Source organism: Candidatus Enterococcus leclercqii, from assembly GCF_009933135.1.
Lineage (GTDB): Bacteria > Bacillota > Bacilli > Lactobacillales > Enterococcaceae > Enterococcus_C > Enterococcus_C leclercqii.
In genome coordinates this window covers 14,731-34,257 of sequence record NZ_MAEH01000014.1, presented here as the reverse complement: position 1 = coordinate 34,257, position 19,527 = coordinate 14,731, and the positions used below count along the sequence as shown (strand labels likewise).

At 45.6% G+C, this 19,527-nt stretch carries 16 protein-coding genes, 1 pseudogene and 1 other annotated feature; of the genes and pseudogenes, 2 read left to right on the top strand and 15 right to left on the bottom strand.

From position 1 onward, the window contains the following. Positions 1-122: 122 nt before the first annotated feature. The 11 genes from radC to ezrA all read right to left on the bottom strand — a co-directional run bounded on the left by radC (position 123) and on the right by ezrA (position 13,086). Entirely contained in the window at positions 123-809 is a 687-nt protein-coding gene (radC, locus tag BAU14_RS06650) for a RadC family protein (RefSeq protein ID WP_161899311.1), read from the bottom strand. A 119-nt stretch (positions 810-928) separates the two neighbouring features. After that, complete coding sequence (locus BAU14_RS06645; RefSeq protein ID WP_161899310.1) at positions 929-1,591, bottom strand: HAD family hydrolase; 663 nt, start codon at positions 1,589-1,591, stop codon at positions 929-931. Then, entirely contained in the window at positions 1,581-2,906 is a 1,326-nt protein-coding gene (locus BAU14_RS06640) for a bifunctional folylpolyglutamate synthase/dihydrofolate synthase (RefSeq protein WP_161899309.1), read from the bottom strand. The genes BAU14_RS06645 and BAU14_RS06640 overlap by 11 nt, the downstream gene beginning before the upstream one ends. Before the next feature lie 272 nt (positions 2,907-3,178). Then, the gene (locus BAU14_RS06635; protein WP_161899308.1) at positions 3,179-3,328 is read right to left on the bottom strand and encodes a hypothetical protein; all 150 of its coding nucleotides are present in this window, start codon (positions 3,326-3,328) and stop codon (positions 3,179-3,181) included. After that, positions 3,318-3,917: a DUF1700 domain-containing protein gene (locus BAU14_RS06630; RefSeq protein ID WP_161899307.1), complete on the bottom strand. Its 600-nt coding sequence runs from the start codon at positions 3,915-3,917 to the stop codon at positions 3,318-3,320. The genes BAU14_RS06635 and BAU14_RS06630 overlap by 11 nt, the downstream gene beginning before the upstream one ends. Next, complete coding sequence (locus BAU14_RS06625; protein ID WP_161899306.1) at positions 3,910-4,230, bottom strand: PadR family transcriptional regulator; 321 nt, start codon at positions 4,228-4,230, stop codon at positions 3,910-3,912. Before BAU14_RS06625 ends, BAU14_RS06630 begins: the two co-directional genes overlap by 8 nt. A gap of 481 nt (positions 4,231-4,711) precedes the next feature. Next, entirely contained in the window at positions 4,712-7,351 is a 2,640-nt protein-coding gene (locus tag BAU14_RS06620; protein ID WP_161899305.1) for a valine--tRNA ligase, read from the bottom strand. A 100-nt stretch (positions 7,352-7,451) separates the two neighbouring features. Then, positions 7,452-7,679: a binding site (T-box leader), on the bottom strand. 39 nt (positions 7,680-7,718) lie between these two features. Next, on the bottom strand, positions 7,719-8,378 hold the full coding sequence (locus BAU14_RS06615; RefSeq protein ID WP_161899304.1) for a redox-sensing transcriptional repressor Rex: 660 nt from the start codon (positions 8,376-8,378) through the stop codon (positions 7,719-7,721). 259 nt (positions 8,379-8,637) lie between these two features. Beyond that, a complete protein-coding gene (gene thiI / locus BAU14_RS06610) occupies positions 8,638-9,855 on the bottom strand; it encodes a tRNA uracil 4-sulfurtransferase ThiI (protein WP_161899865.1) in 1,218 nt (405 codons plus the stop codon). Positions 9,856-9,931: 76 nt separating this feature from the next. Then, entirely contained in the window at positions 9,932-11,074 is a 1,143-nt protein-coding gene (locus BAU14_RS06605; RefSeq protein ID WP_161899303.1) for a cysteine desulfurase family protein, read from the bottom strand. A 290-nt stretch (positions 11,075-11,364) separates the two neighbouring features. Further along, positions 11,365-13,086: a septation ring formation regulator EzrA gene (gene ezrA / locus BAU14_RS06600; RefSeq protein ID WP_161899302.1), complete on the bottom strand. Its 1,722-nt coding sequence runs from the start codon at positions 13,084-13,086 to the stop codon at positions 11,365-11,367. Between the two features lie 417 nt (positions 13,087-13,503). Between ezrA and BAU14_RS06595 the strand changes: the two genes are divergently transcribed. Next, positions 13,504-14,853, top strand: coding sequence for an aspartate kinase (locus BAU14_RS06595; RefSeq protein WP_161899301.1), 1,350 nt, complete (start codon positions 13,504-13,506; stop codon positions 14,851-14,853). A 142-nt stretch (positions 14,854-14,995) separates the two neighbouring features. On the opposite strand, the pseudogene BAU14_RS06590 reads toward BAU14_RS06595, so the two are convergent. Both BAU14_RS06590 and BAU14_RS06585 read right to left on the bottom strand, forming a co-directional pair. Next, positions 14,996-15,525 (bottom strand): annotated as a pseudogene (locus BAU14_RS06590) (HAD family hydrolase). 25 nt (positions 15,526-15,550) lie between these two features. Next, the gene (locus tag BAU14_RS06585) at positions 15,551-16,387 is read right to left on the bottom strand and encodes a Cof-type HAD-IIB family hydrolase (protein WP_161899300.1); all 837 of its coding nucleotides are present in this window, start codon (positions 16,385-16,387) and stop codon (positions 15,551-15,553) included. A 189-nt stretch (positions 16,388-16,576) separates the two neighbouring features. On the opposite strand from BAU14_RS06585, the gene BAU14_RS06580 reads away from it, so the two are divergent. Next, positions 16,577-17,545: an asparaginase gene (locus BAU14_RS06580; protein ID WP_161899299.1), complete on the top strand. Its 969-nt coding sequence runs from the start codon at positions 16,577-16,579 to the stop codon at positions 17,543-17,545. A gap of 273 nt (positions 17,546-17,818) precedes the next feature. On the opposite strand, the gene BAU14_RS06575 is transcribed toward BAU14_RS06580, so the two are convergent. Both BAU14_RS06575 and BAU14_RS06570 read right to left on the bottom strand, forming a co-directional pair. Then, positions 17,819-18,574 (bottom strand): acyl-[acyl-carrier-protein] thioesterase, encoded by a 756-nt coding sequence (locus BAU14_RS06575; protein ID WP_161899298.1) that lies wholly within the window; start codon positions 18,572-18,574, stop codon positions 17,819-17,821. Positions 18,575-18,639: 65 nt separating this feature from the next. After that, positions 18,640-19,473, bottom strand: coding sequence for a fructosamine kinase family protein (locus BAU14_RS06570; protein ID WP_161899297.1), 834 nt, complete (start codon positions 19,471-19,473; stop codon positions 18,640-18,642). Between the last annotated feature and the right edge of the window lie 54 nt (positions 19,474-19,527).

Below are 19,527 nucleotides of genomic sequence, written 5' to 3'. Positions count from 1 at the left end.
TTACATACTCATTCTACACGTCTCATTAGATATTTGCAAGCCTGTGGTATTCTTTCCCATATGATTTCTAGCGCAAACGTTCGGGTCTGACAATAACAGTTAATAAATGAGAAAAAATACCTTTACTTCTCCCAAAGACCTTCTTCCCGCAGACTGACATAGCTGTCATGACCGATGATGAGGTGATCCAGCAATTCGATTCCCATCATCTCGCCACAAGCTTTCAAACGCCGTGTAAATTGCAGATCATTCTCACTTGGTGCGGGATTGCCACTGGGGTGATTGTGGACAGCAATCAGATGAGCCGCTGACACCCGAACCGCGCCACGAAAGATCTCTCGCGGATGAGCGACAGATTGATTAAGGGAACCGATGAAGAGGGTCTCTTTTTTAATGATTTCGTTTTTAGTATTCAAATAAAGACACAACAGGTGTTCTTGCTGGTAGTCTTTCATATCTTCCATCAACGTGAAAGCCAGATCCATGCTGGTGCGGACTTGTCCCAGTTTCGGCTGTAGGGCTTTTTGGATTCGCCCGCCCAATTCAATCATGGCCAAAAGTTCTAACGCTTTGACTTGACCCACACCATTGATCCGTTGCAACTCAGCCAGGCTGGCCAGCTTCAGATCAAATAACGAAGGAAACTCAGACAAAACTTGGGCAGCTAACTCCATTACATTTAACTGCGGTGTGCCTGTACGCAGTAAGATTGCCAGAAGTTCCTGATCCGACAGGCTTTCTGCACCATATGTCAGCAGTCGTTCCCGAGGACGGCTGCTTTTAGGGATTGTTTGAAATCCTTGAGTCATACAAAAAAACTCCTTTGCGCAGGAATGGCAGCTGCCGTTTTTTTCACCGACAGCTGTTGAAAAAAACCGCCACAGCAGTGCAGTCTCTTCAAAAGAACATACGCAAAAGAGTCCTAATTTCAGTTGTGTTTGAGCCAGTCTCGTACCGCCAAAAGATCCGGCAGTACTGCCGCAGTTTTAGCAGTCAGTGCATCATCTGGACCCAAAAGATCCGGTACCATGATCACCGGAATATCAGCAGCAAATGCCGCATTGACGCCGTGTTTGGAGTCTTCCAGTACCAACAGATTTTCTTTGGGCAAAGCCAATTTTTCAGCTGCCAATAAGAAAATTTCCGGATCAGGCTTGGCCCGGCTCACATCATTTGCCGAGACAACAACAGGAAACTCCTCTGCCAACTCAGCCTGCGCCAATAAGCGGTTAATCGCTGGTCGATTGTTGCTAGAAGCGAGGATGCGGGTGATTCCTTGTTCATCCAGATAGGCCAACAGTTCTCTTACCCCTGGTTTCAATTCCACCAAACCAGCTGAAAACATGGCTTCAGAATTGGCGTAGGCCCGCCGAACAAATTCACTGATGGTTTCAGCACCGTACTGTTCATCAAAGTCTGCGTGAATCTTTTCCACGAACTCTTCATCACTGATTCCCAAATAGCGAAGATACGTTTGTTTGTCGTAAGCCATTGCCAATGAATCGGCAGCTTGCTGACTGCTTTTATACACCAGTGCCTCCGTGTCAAAAATCAACCCATCCATATCAAAAATGATTCCTTTAGTCTGCATGTCCGTCTCCTCCCATCTCCAGCAGTAGTGAGCGAACATCTGAGACAAAGTACAATGAACCAGTCACTAGCAGCAGGTCTTCATCGGTCATTTTCTCTAAGATTTCTCCCAAGCCAAACTGCCACAACGAAACAATGGTCACACGCTTGTCCGCAGTATTTTCAAACTTGTCATCTAGCTCCAGTGCCTTAGGATAATCAAAGGTAGTCACATAAATCTTAGCATTGGGAATTTCTAGAAGCAGCGCCAACATCTCATCGACATTTTTAGTAGACAATGCCGAAAATAAAATGCTGACCTTATACTCCTTGAATTCTTTTTTCATCGTTTCCACGAGGCGGCGCATTGCATGTGTGTTGTGGGCTCCGTCCAGCAAAATCAGCGGTTCTTTACTAAGACGCTCCATTCGAGCTGGCCAGTGGGTCTCTTTCAACCCGTTACGAATCGCTTTTTCCTCAATGGGAATGCCTTTGATTTGGCAGTAGCATTCGAACAACTGGATAGCCATACCGGCATTCTCTGGTTGGTGGCGACCGATGAGAGCCGTTTTCAAATTCGTGAGTTTGCCTCGCTCATTGAGAAAATCGAACACTTCTCCCCACTCATCAGCAGGGTGTTTATAGTTGACATGATATTCCTTTTCATAGCGATAAATCGGTGCCCGCTTTTCAGCCGCGGTTTGTTGAATCACTTGCAGGGCATTGACGGGAATGTTCCCAGTCACCACCGGAATACCTGGTTTGATGATTCCTGCTTTTTGGTAAGCGATAGCCTCTAACGTGTCCCCTAAGATTTCCGTGTGATCCATCCCAATAGTGGTAATTCCACACAGCAATGGCTTCACTACATTTGTAGAATCCAACAAGCCACCAAGGCCAACTTCGATAATTGCCACATCCACCTCTTTTTCCAAAAAGTAGTCCAGCGCCATGGCCGTTAGTGTTTCAAACTCGGTGATTCCTTTGACTTCTTCTTTGGCATCTAACTGAGCGACAAGTGGCTGATACTTATTCACCAGCGTTACCAGTTCCTCATCAGAGATATGTTTGCCATCAATTGCGATTCGTTCATTGAAGGCTTCGATATAAGGCGACGTGTATGTCCCCACTGTAATTCCCGCTTCTTGCAGCATTTCCCGCAGATAGCTGACTGTCGAGCCCTTGCCATTGGTGCCGGCAATATGGATCGTCGGAACTTTGTCTTCCGGATGGCCGACAAGTTCTAAAAGTCCATTGACCCGCTCCAGCCCCGGCCGTGAGCCAAAAGGCAGCCGACTGTGGATCCATGCGATTGCTTCGTTTCCTGTTTTTACCATTTTCCCGCACCTCATTTTTACGTACCCGACTTTCTCGTACGGGTCGCCCTGATTGCTGAACATCCCCATTATAACAAAAGCCTGAACCCCTGTCTTATCCGGTTTTTCGTGGGAACGCTGTCCTGGTAAAATATTCGTCAAAAAGAGCGTTTGATCTGAAAAAACAATAAACCCGCAGATTGCTGCTCTAAAACAGACCTCTGCGGGTTTTAAGGCTATTCTGGAACATTAGCTTGACAAAACCATGACAATTCTTTCAACACCCCTGCGAATCAGCCGAAATGAATGGTGCGGTACCAATGCCATTCTCCGGAGATCAGGGGATTCAAGTCACCACCCACCAGCAACACAGCGCCAATCATCAGCACCAGCCCAATCAAAATAAACGCGCCGCCAATCTGCAAAATTTTCTTAGTAGCCATACCTGGTGACCCCCTTTTGCAACCCATTCCAAATTGCCATTGTTTTTCGTTTGCTAACTGCCAAAATCCAACCGCTGCATTTGACAGTCAGTACTCCGCAAATCAAACCAATGCCCACCAGCACCATACCACTGCCAAATTGCATCAGTGCAACTGCCAGACCATCTTGTACCGCCACTAGACTCAATAACATGGAAGCCAGCCCGCCCAAAAGCCCGGCAACTGTGAAACTACCTGTCACGATTAGCGGCGTCCATAACAAAATATAACCTGAAAGCAGCAGACAAACTGCGGCTAACAATATGCTCCCCCACAGCGGAAAGCCCAAAACCAAAAGTAAAAGAATTCCCAGATTGATCCGGCCTTTTGATGCGGCATTGTCCTTCATATAAGCCTTTGAAAATTCCCCATTGGCAACAATTTCTTCAGGATCTCCTACCATGGCAGTCGCTTCTTCTTCTGTATAGCCATCCGCCACAAACTCCCGAATCATTTCATCGTAATAATCGAGAAACTCTGATTTTTCAATATCATTTATCCCCGCCGGCAAATACATCATCAACGCTGCCAAGAACTGTTTTCTATCCATTTTCCCTCAAACTCCTCCCAATATACTCATAGATTGCGATAACATTGTCTTTTCCTTTATAAAAAATCCGCAGATTGTCCCGCCCTTTGCTACTGATACGATAATATTTTCGCAGCCGCCCGTTGTACTCCTGCTTGTAGGTAGTTACTAACTTTTGGGCTTCCAGACGTTTTAAAATGGGATACAAGGTGGACTCACTGATATGAATAATCGGACTGATATTTTTAACAATCTCATAGCCGTAAGAATCCTCTTGCAGCAAAAAAGCCAACACACAGTATTCCAACAAGCCGCGCTTCAACTGACTGTCCAACCGATCCCCTCCATTCTTTTTCTTGCTATGATTATTTTCCCTGGTGATGCAGCCATTTGAACCTATACCTTGTTTACACTCATACTATACAATACATAGTATAGACGAAAATCAGCCTATAGTCTGATTTTTTGCTTTTAGAGTATTTTTTTCACTATTTCATTAAAAAAATTTCAAGAAAGAAAGCTACGATTCTCAGCACCCCAAAACGCAGGAGCCAAATACCAACCAAGCATTCGTGACGACCAAAGAAAGCACACTATCCTCTCGTCGCTGCAAAGAGCAGCGTAAAAGAATGCTGATTTTAAAACGATGAACTCCAGCATCCTCCAGCTTTAAATTGTCGGCAAAAAAAAACGACTATCCTCCAATCAAATTTAATGAAAGATAGCCGTTTTTTACTGGCTCACATTTGTCGTATTCAGTTCAGAAGCAGGTGATTTGATGATTGTTAGTGCTTCACCCTTTTTCTAACAGTTCATTAACCGATTGTTTTTAGTTGTGCAATCCGATCTGTCACTGCTTGTTGTTTTTCCAAATAGTCTTTTTCTTTGGCCCGTTCTTCGGCCACGACCGCTTCCGGAGCATTGGCAACAAAGCGTTCGTTAGCTAATTTTCCTTGAACCCGTTTGACTTCTTTGGTCCACTTGTCCAATTCTTTTTCCAGACGCGTGATTTCTTCTTCAATGTTGATCAACCCCGCCAGTGGCAAGTAGATAGTAGCGCCGGTCAAAACAGCGGACATCGCAAGTTCCGGCGCTTCTAGAGAGCCTGAGATAACCAATTCTTCCGGATTACAGAAGCGTTCAATATAGTTCTGGTTTTCGATTAAGAATTTGTCGATTTCCGGATCAGCGGTTTGGATCAATAACGTGATTGGTTTGGACAGCGGGGTGTTCACTTCTGCCCGAATGTTACGAACCGAGCGAATCAATTCAATCAGTGTCGCCATCCCTTTTACCGCATTTTCATCATCAAACTCCGGATGAACTACCGGGTAATCTGCTACTACAAGGGATGTGCCTTGATGTGGCAGCTTGCTCCAGATTTCTTCAGTCACAAATGGCATGATTGGATGTAGCAATCGCAGGATCTGATCCAATGTATAGACCAACACACTTTGGTTGGTTTTCTTAGCCGCTTCATCTTCTCCGTACAAGATTTCCTTACTCATTTCAATATACCAGTCACAGAAATCGTCCCAGATAAAGTTGTACAATTGGCGACCAGCTTCCCCAAATTCAAAGCGGTCAAACAAATCCGTCACTTTAGCCACCGTTTCATTAAGACGGGTCAAGATCCAGCGATCCGCCACTGTCTTTTGCCCAGTGAGATCAATTTCTTCATAGCTGAGATCCTCGACATTCATCAAAACAAAACGAGAAGCGTTCCAGATCTTGTTGATAAAGTTCCATGCAGCATCCATTTTTTCGTAGCTGAAACGAACATCTTGACCTGGTGCAGAGCCGTTGGATAAGAACCAACGCAAGGCATCTGCGCCGTATTTGTCGATCACTTCCATCGGATCAATCCCGTTGCCCAATGATTTACTCATTTTCCGGCCTTGTTCGTCACGAATCAACCCGTGCATCAAAACATTCTCAAACGGACGTTCGCCGGTAAATTCCAGACTTTGGAAAATCATTCGACTTACCCAGAAGAAAATGATGTCGTAACCTGTGACCAGAGTATTGGTAGGGAAATAGCGTTTGTAATCGGCGGCTTCTTCATCCGGCCAGCCCATTGTTGAAAACGGCCACAGCGCCGAGCTGAACCATGTATCCAACACGTCAGGATCTTGTTCCCAATTTTCCGGATCAGCCGGCTCTTCCATCCCTACGTACATTTCACCGGTGGTCTTGTTATACCAGGCAGGAATTCGATGGCCCCACCACAGTTGGCGAGAAATTACCCAGTCGTGGACATTTTCCATCCATTGCATGAAGGTTTGATTGAAGCGAGGTGGGAAGAATTCCACTTTGTTATCCGTTTCCTGGTTGGCCATGGCTTTTTTAGCCAGCGGTTCCATGCGGACAAACCACTGAGTAGACAGTCGTGGTTCCACTACCACACCGGTTCGTTCAGAATGACCGACACTGTGGGTCATCTTTTCAATCTTCACAAGACGGCCAATTTCTTCCAGATCTTTGACAACCAATTTACGAGCAGCAAAGCGATCCATGCCGGCATATTTACCCGCCAGATCGTTCATGGAACCGTCGTCATTCATTACGTTGACCCGTGGCAGGTCGTGGCGATTACCCACTTCAAAGTCATTGGGGTCATGGGCTGGCGTAATCTTCACAACCCCGGTTCCAAAGTCCATGTCCACATATTCATCAGCAATAATTGGAATCTCTTTGTCTACCAATGGCAAGATGACGTTTTTCCCAATCAACTCTTGGTAGCGTTCATCGGCTGGATGTACCGCAACTGCCGTATCTCCTAACATAGTTTCAGGACGAGTCGTAGCAATCTCAACCACCCCGCTACCATCGGCCAACGGATAGGTCATGTGATAAAAAGCGCCTTCGACATCTTTGTGGATAACCTCGATATCAGAAAGGGCAGTCCGCGCTTGTGGATCCCAGTTAATGATATATTCGCCACGGTAGATCAAGTCTTTTTCATACAGGCCTACAAAAACTTTGCGGACTGCTTCGGACAACCCATCATCCAGCGTAAAGCGCTCGCGGCTGTAATCCAACGACAGGCCCATTTTCGCCCATTGTTCCCGGATATGACCGGCATATTCTTCTTTCCAGTCCCAAACTTGTTCAACGAATTTTTCTCGTCCCAGATCGTAGCGAGAAACTCCTTGTTCTCGCAGCTTTTCTTCTACTTTGGCTTGGGTAGCGATCCCGGCATGGTCCATTCCCGGCAGCCAGAGGGTATCAAAGCCTTGCATCCGTTTTTGACGGATAATCATATCTTGCAGGGTGGTATCCCACGCATGGCCCAAATGAAGTTTACCGGTAACATTTGGCGGTGGAATTACGATGGAATAGGGTTCGGCATTTTGGTCACCGCTGGGTTTGAACAGATCCTGGTCCAGCCAGTTTTGGTAACGGCCAGCTTCTACTTCCTGGGGATTGTACTTTGTCGACAAATTTTCAGTCATAACAGTTCCTCCGTTTCTTAGTTGGAATCAAGGGGTTACACGCTGACGAGCGTGGGCAGGCGGTCGGCAAATAAAAAAAGCGCCCTAAGATGACGAATCATCTTAGGGCGCGAATGCGCGGTACCACCTAATTTGCAGAGAAATTTCTCTGCCACTTTGACGTGCGTTAACGGGCACAAAACGTCACTTCCTACTTCGCAAAAAAGCATTCTTCAGAAATGATGACTCCCAAGCTACCTTCACCGTCTTGCCGCAGGGATTTCTCAGCCTTGAATCCCATCTCTGAAGCAGCAAAGTTGCGGTTACTCCTCTTGTTCCATGTCTGAGGTCATTCTACAATGGAACTTTCTGAAAGTCAAACCGCGTCTCAGACTTTTTCCGCCATCTTGCTCTGATAATTTTGATCGAAGAAAATCAAGGTCTGCAGTTCAGTTGTCAAATCAATGTATTGGACATGGACATTTTGGGGAACATCCACCCGGTCTGGCGCAAAATTCAAGATTGCGGTAATGCCGGCAGCCACAATCTGATTAATCGCACTTTGGGAAAACTGGCTGGGTACAGTTGAAATGGCTACTGTGATGCACTCTTGCGCCACTTTTTCTTGCAGGGCTTCGATGGGATACACATAATGCCCATCTACTTCGGTCCCTACCAACTCAGGGTTGTTATCAAAAATTGCAACAATATTTAAATTGGAGTTGCGGCGAAAATTATTATTAGCTAACGCCTTACCCAAATTTCCATACCCTACAAGAGCAATCCGTTTTTCTTCATTGGTATCCAAAATGCGGTTAAATACTTCAATCAAATAGCTGACATCATAACCATAACCACTACGTCCTAATTCCCCCAGATGGGAAAAGTCCCGCCGAATCGTGGCAGAGGGTACTTGGGTGATCTCGCTGAATTCTTTTGATTTTATCCGAGTGACACCGGAATCTTGCAGCATATTAAGATACCGCAAATACAATGGCAGTCGTTTTGCCGTTGCTTTAGGTACATTTTTTAAATTGAGTTCATCCATTGGTGGAAGCTCCTTTGTTCGTTTTTTCACATAGTTAGTGTATCACGACAGCCACAGATACGCAACGTTTTTTAGTTTCTTCACAAAGATGATTTGTCATTTTTATCTCATGCGCTCCTGCACAATAACCACCTTTGATTATTAGCGGAAGATTTGTGAAATTATTCCAAGCAATCAAACTAGCTGTATTGGTGACAGCTGCCCGCTCCCAACTGATTTCATAAGAAAAAAGCCGCCCGCTCCGGACAGCTTTCTTTTCTTACAGCAAATCGGCAAATTCCGCTTCTGCTTGGGAAGCGGCTGCCTGGTCAGGGCTAATTTCTTCAATTTTCAAACCGGCCAAAGAACGGGCAATCATACCTTCAACATCCAAACGTGCTTCGTAGTAATGGACTTTTTCCAATTTTGGTCGTGTTTTTGGCTGCGGTGGTGCAAAGATGGTACAGCAATCCTCAAAAGGCTGAATGGCTAATTGGAAGGTGTCGATTTCTTGTGCGATTTCAATGATTTCCAATTTGTCCATCGTTACCACCGGACGAATGATTGGTGTACTGGTCACTTCGTTGATAGCCACCATCGACTGCAGGGTCTGAGAAGCAACCTGGCCTAAAGATTCGCCGTTGATAACCACTAGGCCGCGCCGTTGTTCACGAATAGCATCTGTGATTCGCAGCATGAAACGACGAGTCAAGGTCATCCAATAGCCTTGGGGGACACTGCGTTTGATTTCTTCTTGAATCTCTGTGAAAGGGACTTCAATAAATTGAATTTTGCCCACATAGGGGGTCAATTTGACTGTCAGATCTTTGGCCTTTTGCAGGGCTTGCTCACTGGTATAAGGCGGCGAAGCAAAATGAACAGCTTCAATCTCGACGCCTCGCTTCATTGCCAAGTAGCCGGCTACGGGGGAATCGATACCGCCAGAGAGCATCAGCATGCCTCGGCCGCTGGTTCCTACTGGCAAGCCACCAGCACCTTGGATAGTTTCATAGGACAAGTAAGCACCGTTCTCCCGAATCTCCACCCGCAAGTTGATGTCTGGCTTTTTCATTTGCGCTTTGATTCCGGGGATTGCCCGAAAAACAGCTGCCCCCAGTGTTTGGTTCAATTCATCAGAGTTTTGCACAAAGCCATGGTCGCTGCGTTTTGCAGTAATTTTGAAGGTCTCGCTACCGGTATAAATTTCCTTCATCAGCTCTTGCACCGCAGTGATGATTACATCAAGTTCTTTTTCCACCCGGATACTAGGAGAAAAGTTTTGGATACCAAAGACTTTCTTCAGCTTTTCAATGATAGGTGCCGCATCCGCCCCATTCAAATACAGGTGCATCCGGTCACGGTCTGCCCGAACAATGATTTCAGAATGAGCAGCCAATGCCCCTTTGACATTTTCTGCCAGACGCATGATGAAGCTTCTGCGGTTCTTTCCTTTGGTGGAAAGCTCGCCATAACGCACCATGATTTCGGTATAATTCAAATTCACTATCGTTTCCCCTTTACTTGTCTATTGAACAGCTGCTTCTATCAAACAGCAGCCTGGTCTTTGCTGTGTCTCAGTTGACTTTTGAAAATTTGCGGTACAGCTGATTGAAAATAATCAAAAACTGTTCCACTTCTGCCATGGTATTGCTTTCGTCCAAACTGACCCGTACAGCAGAGGTTGCCAAATTGCCGGCTACATTCATGGCGTGAAGCGTGCTGCTTTCGGTCTTACTGCGGGAAGAACAAGCGCTGGTGGTGGAAATGTAGATTTGCTTTTCTTCCAAAGCATGAACCATTACCTCGCCTCGAATTCCTTGTAGAGCAAAACACAGAATATGAGGTGCGAAGTTTTCTGCCCCACTGAAGACGGTGACCTTCGCAAACTTCTGTAGTTCTTCGGTCAGGTATTCTTTCAACTTTGCTACATGTGCAGGTCGTTCCGCTTTTTTTTCAACAGCGAGACGTAGCGCTTTGGCCATCGCCACAATTCCGGCAACATTTTCGGTTCCACTGCGATGATTTTCTTCCTGTCCACCACCGGTCATAAGTGGCGCTAGTTTGCGGCCTTCTCGCCAATAGATAAAGCCAACGCCTCGTGGTCCATGAAATTTATGGGCGGAAAAAGTCGCAAAATCCACTCGCTCTGTTAGCCAGAGTTCTTGAGGAACCTTGACAATCGCTTGAACCGCATCCACATGGAAATGGATTTTCGGATAATTCTTCAGCAGCTCGCTGATTGCTTGGATGGGTTGAATCATCCCAACTTCATTGTTTACTGCCATCACCGAGACTAAAATCGTCTCTTTGCGAATAAGTGCTGCCAGCTGGTCCACATCAACGAAGCCTTCTTTGTTCACTGGTGCAATGCTCACTTCAAAGCCTAATTCTGCCAGCTGTTGAGCGGTCTCAGAAACTGCTGGATGTTCAACAGCAGAGATAATTAGATGATTGCCAAAAGACTTTTTAGCAAGAGCCGTTCCCTTCAACACCCAGTTATCGCCTTCTGTTCCACCGGAAGTAAACCAGATTTCATGAGGTGATACTGCCAAAATACCGGCAATTTGCTTGCGAGCCTGCTGCATCAAACGATTCGCCTGTGTCCCCAGATCATGCAGACTGGAAGGATTGCCCATAATTTTCTGGCTGGTTTTTACGTAAGCATCCAGTGCCAATGGATGAATAGCGGTAGTGGCACTGTTGTCAAAATATATCATAATTACGGTCCTCTCTGTTCCTACCCTGGGCCCAACTAAAAGTACTGAGCAGCGGCAGGCAAAAATTCTTTCTCATTATATACGTTGTTATCCTGCCTTTCAAGGGACCTTACTCGGTCTTAAAACTTTAACAACGCGTCAATGTGCATTTTGTGATCGTTCTGTCGGCAGAATAGAACAGCCCCTCTGTAAAAACTTTTAACCGTCCTATCCGTAGCTTTAAAAGCTTTCGATAGAAAAAGACCTTCCGAACTTTCACGGAAGGTCTTTGGTTATTGACAGGTTGTGACTTAAACCAGGTCGCGGTTATTGAAGTAGAAGCTTTCGATACGTTTGAAGGCACCCGGTTCTACTCGTTCCAAGGCTTGACCAATTTCGTCCAAAGCAGCTTGATACTTGTATTCTTTACTAAATAAGCTCAGGCTACGATCGATGGCCGCTTTGATCTCAGGATGAGAATGACGGTAACGATTCGCGTATTGCATCATTTGTTCAGTCAATGCTGCTGCATCCACCAAATCGTTGGTTTTGGTTTCTAGAGCCTTGATGTCGCTTTCGCAATCGGCCACCAATTTGTTGACCTCTACCATGTTGACCCGAATCTTATTCAAGGCTTTGCTTAAGTCTTCCACGCGGTCGGTGGCCATGAAGAACCCTTCTAGATAATCTCCTGGCAAGCCTGGCAAGCGTTGTTTTTCCACATAGCGTTTTAAGTTGCGTAAGCGGAATTCATACTGCTCGATTTTTTTCTGAGCAGCTTGTTCCCCTTGTCGCAGTTCTCGCAAGCCATTGTCAATCTCTACTTGTTGGCCTTCCACATCATCTAATATCTTGTAGGCATCTTTATAGAAAGTTTGCGCATCAGAAAATGGCAATTCGTGGTTATCCAGTTTTGGATGGATTACATTTTTCTGACGGTTTAGCTCGTCGATTTCTTGTTGGAAACCACGAACCTTGCCCAATTCGTTGTGATTCAACGTATAACTTTGAGAGGTATGGTCAATCTCAATCATCAGCTGATGATTATTCTTATTGGCATGTTGAATGTATTCTTCTACAACAGGACGATTTTTGTGCACGTATTTGCGGGCATCCATTTCTCGTTCCATGACTGTGTACAGTGAATCAATCGCACTGGCCGTGTCGCGATTGGCAACTTCCACCGTTTGAACTTCGGTTTTTTCCAGATCTCCCATTGATTTTTCAACGCGCTTTTTCACGCGGTCAATTTCAGTTTGGAAGTTCTCTTCTGGAAAGACGTAGTTGTCTGACAACAGTTTTTTGTAACCTTCTTGGATTTCTTTGAGCTGATCCGGGAAAGTTTTGTTCAATTCTTCATAGGCTGCCGGGATACGCTTCATCGTATCTTCCAACTCATAGGTGTGCTGTTCGGCTTGTTCCAGTACTTCCCGAGCTTCAACCGGATCGCCGGAAGTATTCAGTGTTACGAATTGGGTAAATTCGATCTCGATATTTTTCAGTTGTTTTTGCAGTTCGGAATAGGCTGGACCATATTCCTCTCCGTTTTCCCGCAATGTCTTTTTCAACTCTTCGTAGACATCCAGCGCTTTTTGGACTTCCAATGAATTGCGTTCCTCTGATTCCCGCAATTCTTTCAAGCCGTTTCTGACTTGCTCGACTTCGGTTTCCATTTCGTTCATGGTTTCTTCGGCATCCACAATAGCCGCTTTAGCTTTCATAAACCGGAAAGTTTCATTTAGGCTCTCTACCTCGAAAATGCGGCTTTCCAATTCCGCAAAAGAAGAAGTGGAGATATCCGTCCATTTTTGATTCCATTCGCGGAAGGTGTTTTGGCTTTGTCCTACCAGATGCATCTTTTTCACATCGTCGACTTCTTCCAGGACCGGCAGATCGAAGAGTGCTTCCCGCCGTTTTTCCAACTCATGAAGCTTATCCTGATTCTTTTTCCTCATCACAAAACCGACACCATATAAGATGGCTGCCACGACGACGATGGCGATGATGATCCCGATGATAACTTGTGTAGACATTGCTGGTCTCCTCCGCATTCAAAATATCTGGTATTATGCCTTTAAGCAGGCTTATTTTATATGAAAAAAGTAGTGAAAAACACTGTATATATGGAAAATACCCTAAAAGGCATCTACGCTAGATTATAGCACAAAGCCCCAACACTAGCACTAGCTATCATAAAAAACTTTACATTTTTTTGCAACGCTTAATTTTCATAAACACTGTGGAAATTTTCCTTTGCCCTAGAAACTTTTAAAAGATTTACAGCAGTTTTTATAAAGTCTTTCAGCAAATTTTCCATTTTTCTGACAATTCAATTGGAAACACCTTGCAATTTGTGGCAGATTTTTGTACTCTAAAAACAATACTTAGGTTTCTGTCATGAAGGCATCGGAGGGTGGATGCCTCACTTTACACAAAAGGGGTAGGTCAACATGAAGGTTATCAAATTCGGAGGCAGTTCGCTTGCTTCCAGTGCACAGGTTCGCAAAGTTGTGGCTATCGTCAAAGATGATCCAACCCGGCGTTTTGTTGTGGTTTCCGCACCGGGGAAGCGGAACAGTTCTGACACTAAAGTGACTGATCTGTTGATTCAACTATATGAAAGAAAATTGGCCCATAAAAGTCTCTCACCGGTTATTGAGGAGATTTTCTCCCGCTATCTGGAGATTGGTGAGGCCTTTGAAGTCGATGAAGAACACCTGGCTGCGATTCGGCTTGATCTGGAGGCGGTGAATCAGCTGCCTATTGAAAATAATCCTCATCTTTACGATCATATTTTAAGTCGAGGAGAGGACAACAATGCCAAGCTGATTGCCGGAATCTTGCAGGCAGAAGGCGTCAATGCTCGCTATATCAATCCTAAAGAGCTGGGGATTTTAGTTTCTGACGAACCCGGCAACGCCCGGGTCCTCTACAAGGCATACAAAAAAATCTATAAATGGGCCGACTCAGAAGCTGTCCTGGTGATTCCCGGATTTTTCGGCTACACCGAAGAAGGCAATATTTGTACCTTCTCTCGCGGGGGGTCAGATATCAGTGGCTCGATTGTCGCCGCCGGTGTGAAGGCGGATCTCTATGAAAACTTCACGGATGTTGACGGAATCTACTCCGCCCATCCCGGGTATGTTCATCATCCTGAAATCATCAAAGAACTGACCTATCGGGAAATGCGAGAACTGGCTTATGCCGGCTTTACGGTCTTCCATGATGAGGCGCTAATGCCTTCTTATCGTGCGAAGATTCCAGTGGTTATCAAAAATACCAACAATCCCAACTGTAAGGGAACCAAGATTATTCCCAAGCGCGATCAGCATGAAAAGCCAGTCATCGGGATTGCCAGTGATGAAGGTTTCAGCATGATTTACATCAGCAAATATCTGATGAACCGAGAAATTGGCTTTACCCGCCGTGTACTGACAATTTTAGAAGAGTTTGGTATCGGCTATGAACACATGCCTTCTGGAATTGATGACATCTCAATTGTCATTCGCAGCAATCAGTTAGACAATGAGCTGCAAGAACAGCTGATGCGTAAGATTGCTTATGAAATTGATCCAGATGAACTGCGCATCACCCATGATCTTTCCATGATTATGGTGGTGGGTGAAGGAATGCGTCAACGAGTCGGGGTCACATCAGAAAGTACTGCCGCACTGGCTCGCAAACGAATCAACTTGGAAATGATTAACCAAGGCTCTTCTGAAGTCAGCATCATGTTCGGCATCCATAAAGACCAAGAGAAATTGGCTATCCGCACCTTGTATTACACCTTTTTTGACTAAACAAAAGCCGTGCTGTCTAAGACATAGCCAGTTGCCAAAATATGGCAGTTGGCGGGTCTTCAGACAGCACGGTTTTTTCGACTTTGTTTAACAGTTTAAAAGAAGTTTAGCAGGTCAGACTTGAATTTAGCCGTACCTTTGATCAATTTTCTTGTCCTTGTCGAAGTTGGCGCTGCAATTCTTCTTTGATTTTGGCTTCCGGCGCGAATTCTTCAGCCCAGTTTGCCGGTTTCATTACTTTGTTCGTGACAGGATCATAATGAGGCTTGCCGTCAGGAAACAGCTTGCCCATATTTGCCTCATGCACGATGGCCATAATTGGCTGGGGATCGACCCCCATCAAAGCAAAGCTCCCATAAGTCAGGTATAACAAATCCGTCAATGCATCCGTTTGAGCCACCAAGGCATCGGTCACTGGCTCTTTTTTTGTAAAACCTTCGCCTGTGCGCGATCAATTGCCTCATGGAGTGCTTCCACTTGTTGGTCAAATAGCCGGTGATCGCCAGCGGCTGCGGCATATAAGAATTCGACCAGTTCTTCGACTTTGAAATCTGCGCGAAAAAGAGCTTCTTGAAAATCAAAAGCCGTGGGTTGTGGGGACTTTCTAGGATCAAAAATATCATGAAAAGCCGCCACCATTTCATAAGGCGTCTTATTTTTTGTCTCAGTCATTAGTTATTTCTCCTTTAGCAAGCAATCATATGATTCGATAGTGTCTAAGAGCTTGGGCAATCCCATCGGAATTATTGGAGCCAGTGACGTAATCTGCCGCAGCTTTGGCTTGTTGCTGGCCGTTTCCCATTGCTACCCCAATTCCTACACCCTTTAGCATGTCAATGTCATTGAGGTGATCGCCAAAAGCCATCACCTCTTTGGTATCGATGCCTTTTTCTGTCAACACATGCTGGATTCCCGCTAATTTGGAACCTCCCTTTGGCACGATATCCACTGAAAAAGTATTGGAGCGCAATAAATCACAGCCTGGCAATGCCGCCGCCAAGCGCCGATCTCCAGCAACGGGACTGAACATCATGCATTGGTACACCGGTTGATCCAAAATTCCCATCCGCCGATAATGCAAGTCCGAACGCAAAAAATGAATTTTTTGCAGCGCCCCTTTCATGAATCCGACGGGCAAACTGCGGGGCAAAAAGCGGACCAAGCGCTGGCCGATTACCGACTGGCCCAATTTCATCAAGCGACTGCCGATGACTTGTTCTCTCAAGCCAAAATTCACGGACCGACTGTTTTGATCGGCGTAGCTGACGATTTGCTCCAAAGCTTCTCGCTCAAAAGTTCGCGAGTAAACGAGGTCTTCGTTGGTATAAACTAACTGGCCGTTATAGGTAACATACATATCCAATGGCAGGCATTTTAATAAACGCCCCACTTTAGCAGGGTCACGACCGGTAGCAACTCCCACCAATATTCCCCGTTCTTGCGCTGCACGGATTGCTTTTTTGGTGCTAGGAAGCACATGACCGCCAGCTGAAAGCAGTGTCCCATCGATATCAAAAAAGATTGCTTTAATCATGCGTCTTCCTCCCTTTCTTATGACTTCAATGACTTTATCATATCAAAACCACGGGAAAATGGTAAGTGATGCGTCGGCGTTTTTTGTTGCTTGGGGGATTTCAGGTATCATGATACAATGGCTTCGAAATAAACAACGGGTCGAAAATCCGCTGGTTTTACTAAAATTATTTTCAAAGTAGGTGGCTCAATGAAAAAAATACTGGTTCTTCATACCGGCGGCACCATTGCCATGAAAGAAGATGCCTTGACTGGCGGGGTCACACCAGATGTGGCAAATCCGCTAATGGATGCGTCGGTGGCACTTCCTCTAGATGTCGAGTTGGTAGTGGAAGATATCTTTAATCTCCCCAGCCCTCAGATCACGCCGGAACACATGCTTCAACTCAAAGAACGAATCCAGATTGCCAAAATTGCTGGTTTTGACAGTATAGTCATCACCCACGGGACCGATACGCTGGAAGAGACAGCCTTCTTTTTGGATACCACTATTGGTAATCTGCTTCCTATCGTAGTCACCGGAGCCATGCGCTCTTCCAACGAACTAGGCAGTGATGGTCTTTACAATTTTGAAAGTGCCATTCGGGTCGCTGCCTGCGATAAAGCAGTGGATAAAGGTGTCATGGTGGTGATGAATGACGAAATTCACTCTGCTCGTTACGTGACGAAGACTCACACTACCAATGTTGCGACTTTCCGCACGCCAACTTTGGGGCCTATTGGTCTGGTGACTAAAAGTCGCATTCTCTTCATGCAAGAACTACTACCCGCACCTCATTGGGATGTGGATCGCGTAGACGGCTTGATTCCTATCATCAAAGCTTATGCCGGGATGCATGGGGAACTGTTTACGGCTTTAGCTCAAAGCAGTATCGACGGCTTGGTGATTGAAGCCCTGGGAGCTGGCAATCTGCCTCCGGATACGCTCCCACCTCTACAACAGATGTTAGATCGTGGGCTACCGATCGTTTTAGTGTCCCGCTGCTTCAACGGGGTGGCCGAACCCGTCTATAGCTATACCGGCGGCGGACGCCAACTACAGGAAATGGGCATCATCTTCTCCAACAGCCTCAATTCTCAAAAAGCTCGTATTAAATTGCTGATTGCCCATAACCGCCACTTGAGCCGTGAAGAATTGATGACTTTCATGGAAAACTAAGCTGCAATTTTACAAAAAGCAAGGCTGTAACACCGAGCAATGCCAACTATTTCAAAGCTTAAACAAAGTATATTGGATGCACTCCTTGGGGCTTTCTCCGTAAAAAAACGTGACCGTACCTGCAAAAAATGCATGACATATTCAACAAACAAGAGACACGCAACTTCCATTAATAAACAGTGGAAGCTACGTGTCTCTTTTGGCTTGCGGCTCATATTTAGTAGTGTCCGCTTTAGAGGAGGTTGACAGAAAGCTTGTCAGATTCCCGCACTTTTATGACATTTTTTCCTGCCATTTGATGTTGGCTTCACAACAAAGGTCCTCTCCCAAACGGATTTCGTGGCGCGTCACAATCAAGCCATCACTGTCCTTTGTTGGCGGCAGAATTTCGAAATGACTGGTAATCTCATTGCCATATTCTACTTCTTTATCATAGCGGACGATTACGTACACTGGAACATGCGTAGTCAAAAAGTCCCTCCCCAACACATCAATCATCCAGTTGAAATAAACAGCATTGTTGACGTGATGGTTGCTATCGATATCGTAAAAACGCACCCGGTAAGGCAGATAGGTTCCTGTTTCGATCTTTTCAATTTTCGGGTAACGGCGGATGCGTTTCACTTTTTCACTTTCATAGGGCGCAATAATTTCTTCCGGCACACTGGCCATTTTCCGATTTTTGATATCCATCAATGCAAAGACCGCTTCGATTTTCACCAATTCGTTGCCAAAAGCATCCTCAATCCAAAAATGACGGTAACAGAAATACTTGTTGTACTCCATCGCCATCGTAGCAATCGTCAACACTTCACCCACTCGTGGCAGGCGAGTAATTTCCAGCTGATAGTTGGTCAAGATCCAAGTCAATCCGAAACTGTGGACAAATTTTGTTCCACGATTAAGACTATCGCTTTGCTCTTCAGAGACTTTGATGGATGCAGAGATCATGGCTGGAAAAGTCATCGTCCCGTTGACATCGCACTCGTAGTAAGCGACTTCATGTGTTGTTGCATATTTGACTGCCAAAATAATTCCCCCAAAAAACAGGCAGGCGGTGGCTTGCTGCCTAACCGCTGCCCGCTGTGATTTTATTAAAATGCTGCTAGAATCTGATCCACTTGGGTACCGTAGCTTTCGCCAAACTGGTTTAAATGCGCCAGCAGATAATACAACTGATAGATTGGTTGGCGTTCTTGCCAGCCTGAAGGTAGTGGAAACAGATCTTGATAGGTTTCCAGAAACTCCGCCTTAAATCCACCGAAGAGCTGACTCATGGCAATATCCATCTCCCGATCCCCGTAAGAAACTGCTGGATCTATAAAAATTGGCTGGCCGTTTGCCGCAAAAAAGACATTGCCACTCCAACAGTCACCGTGAAGCAGGCTCGGCATAAAATCGCGATCTCGCCAATGATTCCAAACGTATTCTTTAAGCTTCAAGTAGCCAGCTTCCCGCTCCACATTCCAAACATTGTGCAATTTGGCTAATTCTACTTGGACATCCAAGCGACAGGTCAAAAAGAAATCCACCCAACTCCCCGTCTTGGCATTGACTTGCGGTAAGATCCCGATGAAATTATCCTCGTAAAATCCGAATTGTTGGGCACTCTGTTTGTGTAAGTCTACCAACGAAGCCGCCAACTCCCGATGATCCCCTTCCCCAGGCTCAATCCACTCCATTAACAAGTAGGCGCCAGAAGGAACTTCACCAAAGTCATAGATTTTAGGTACCCGCACGAAATCGAAAATCTCTTTGAGCCCATGAACCTCTGCCTGAAAGAACTCTGCATTGACATTTGGGTGGTATTTCAGGAAAAAACTGCCCTCTTCGGTATTGATTCGAAAACTCTGATTGACATCTCCACCGCTGATAGGCAGAACTTGACCCTTCAATCCGAGCTTTGTCATAACTTCTGTCGTTCCCATCGGTCATCTACCCCCTTTAGCTGCTTGTTTGCGACACAATTGCCTCAAAAAGTC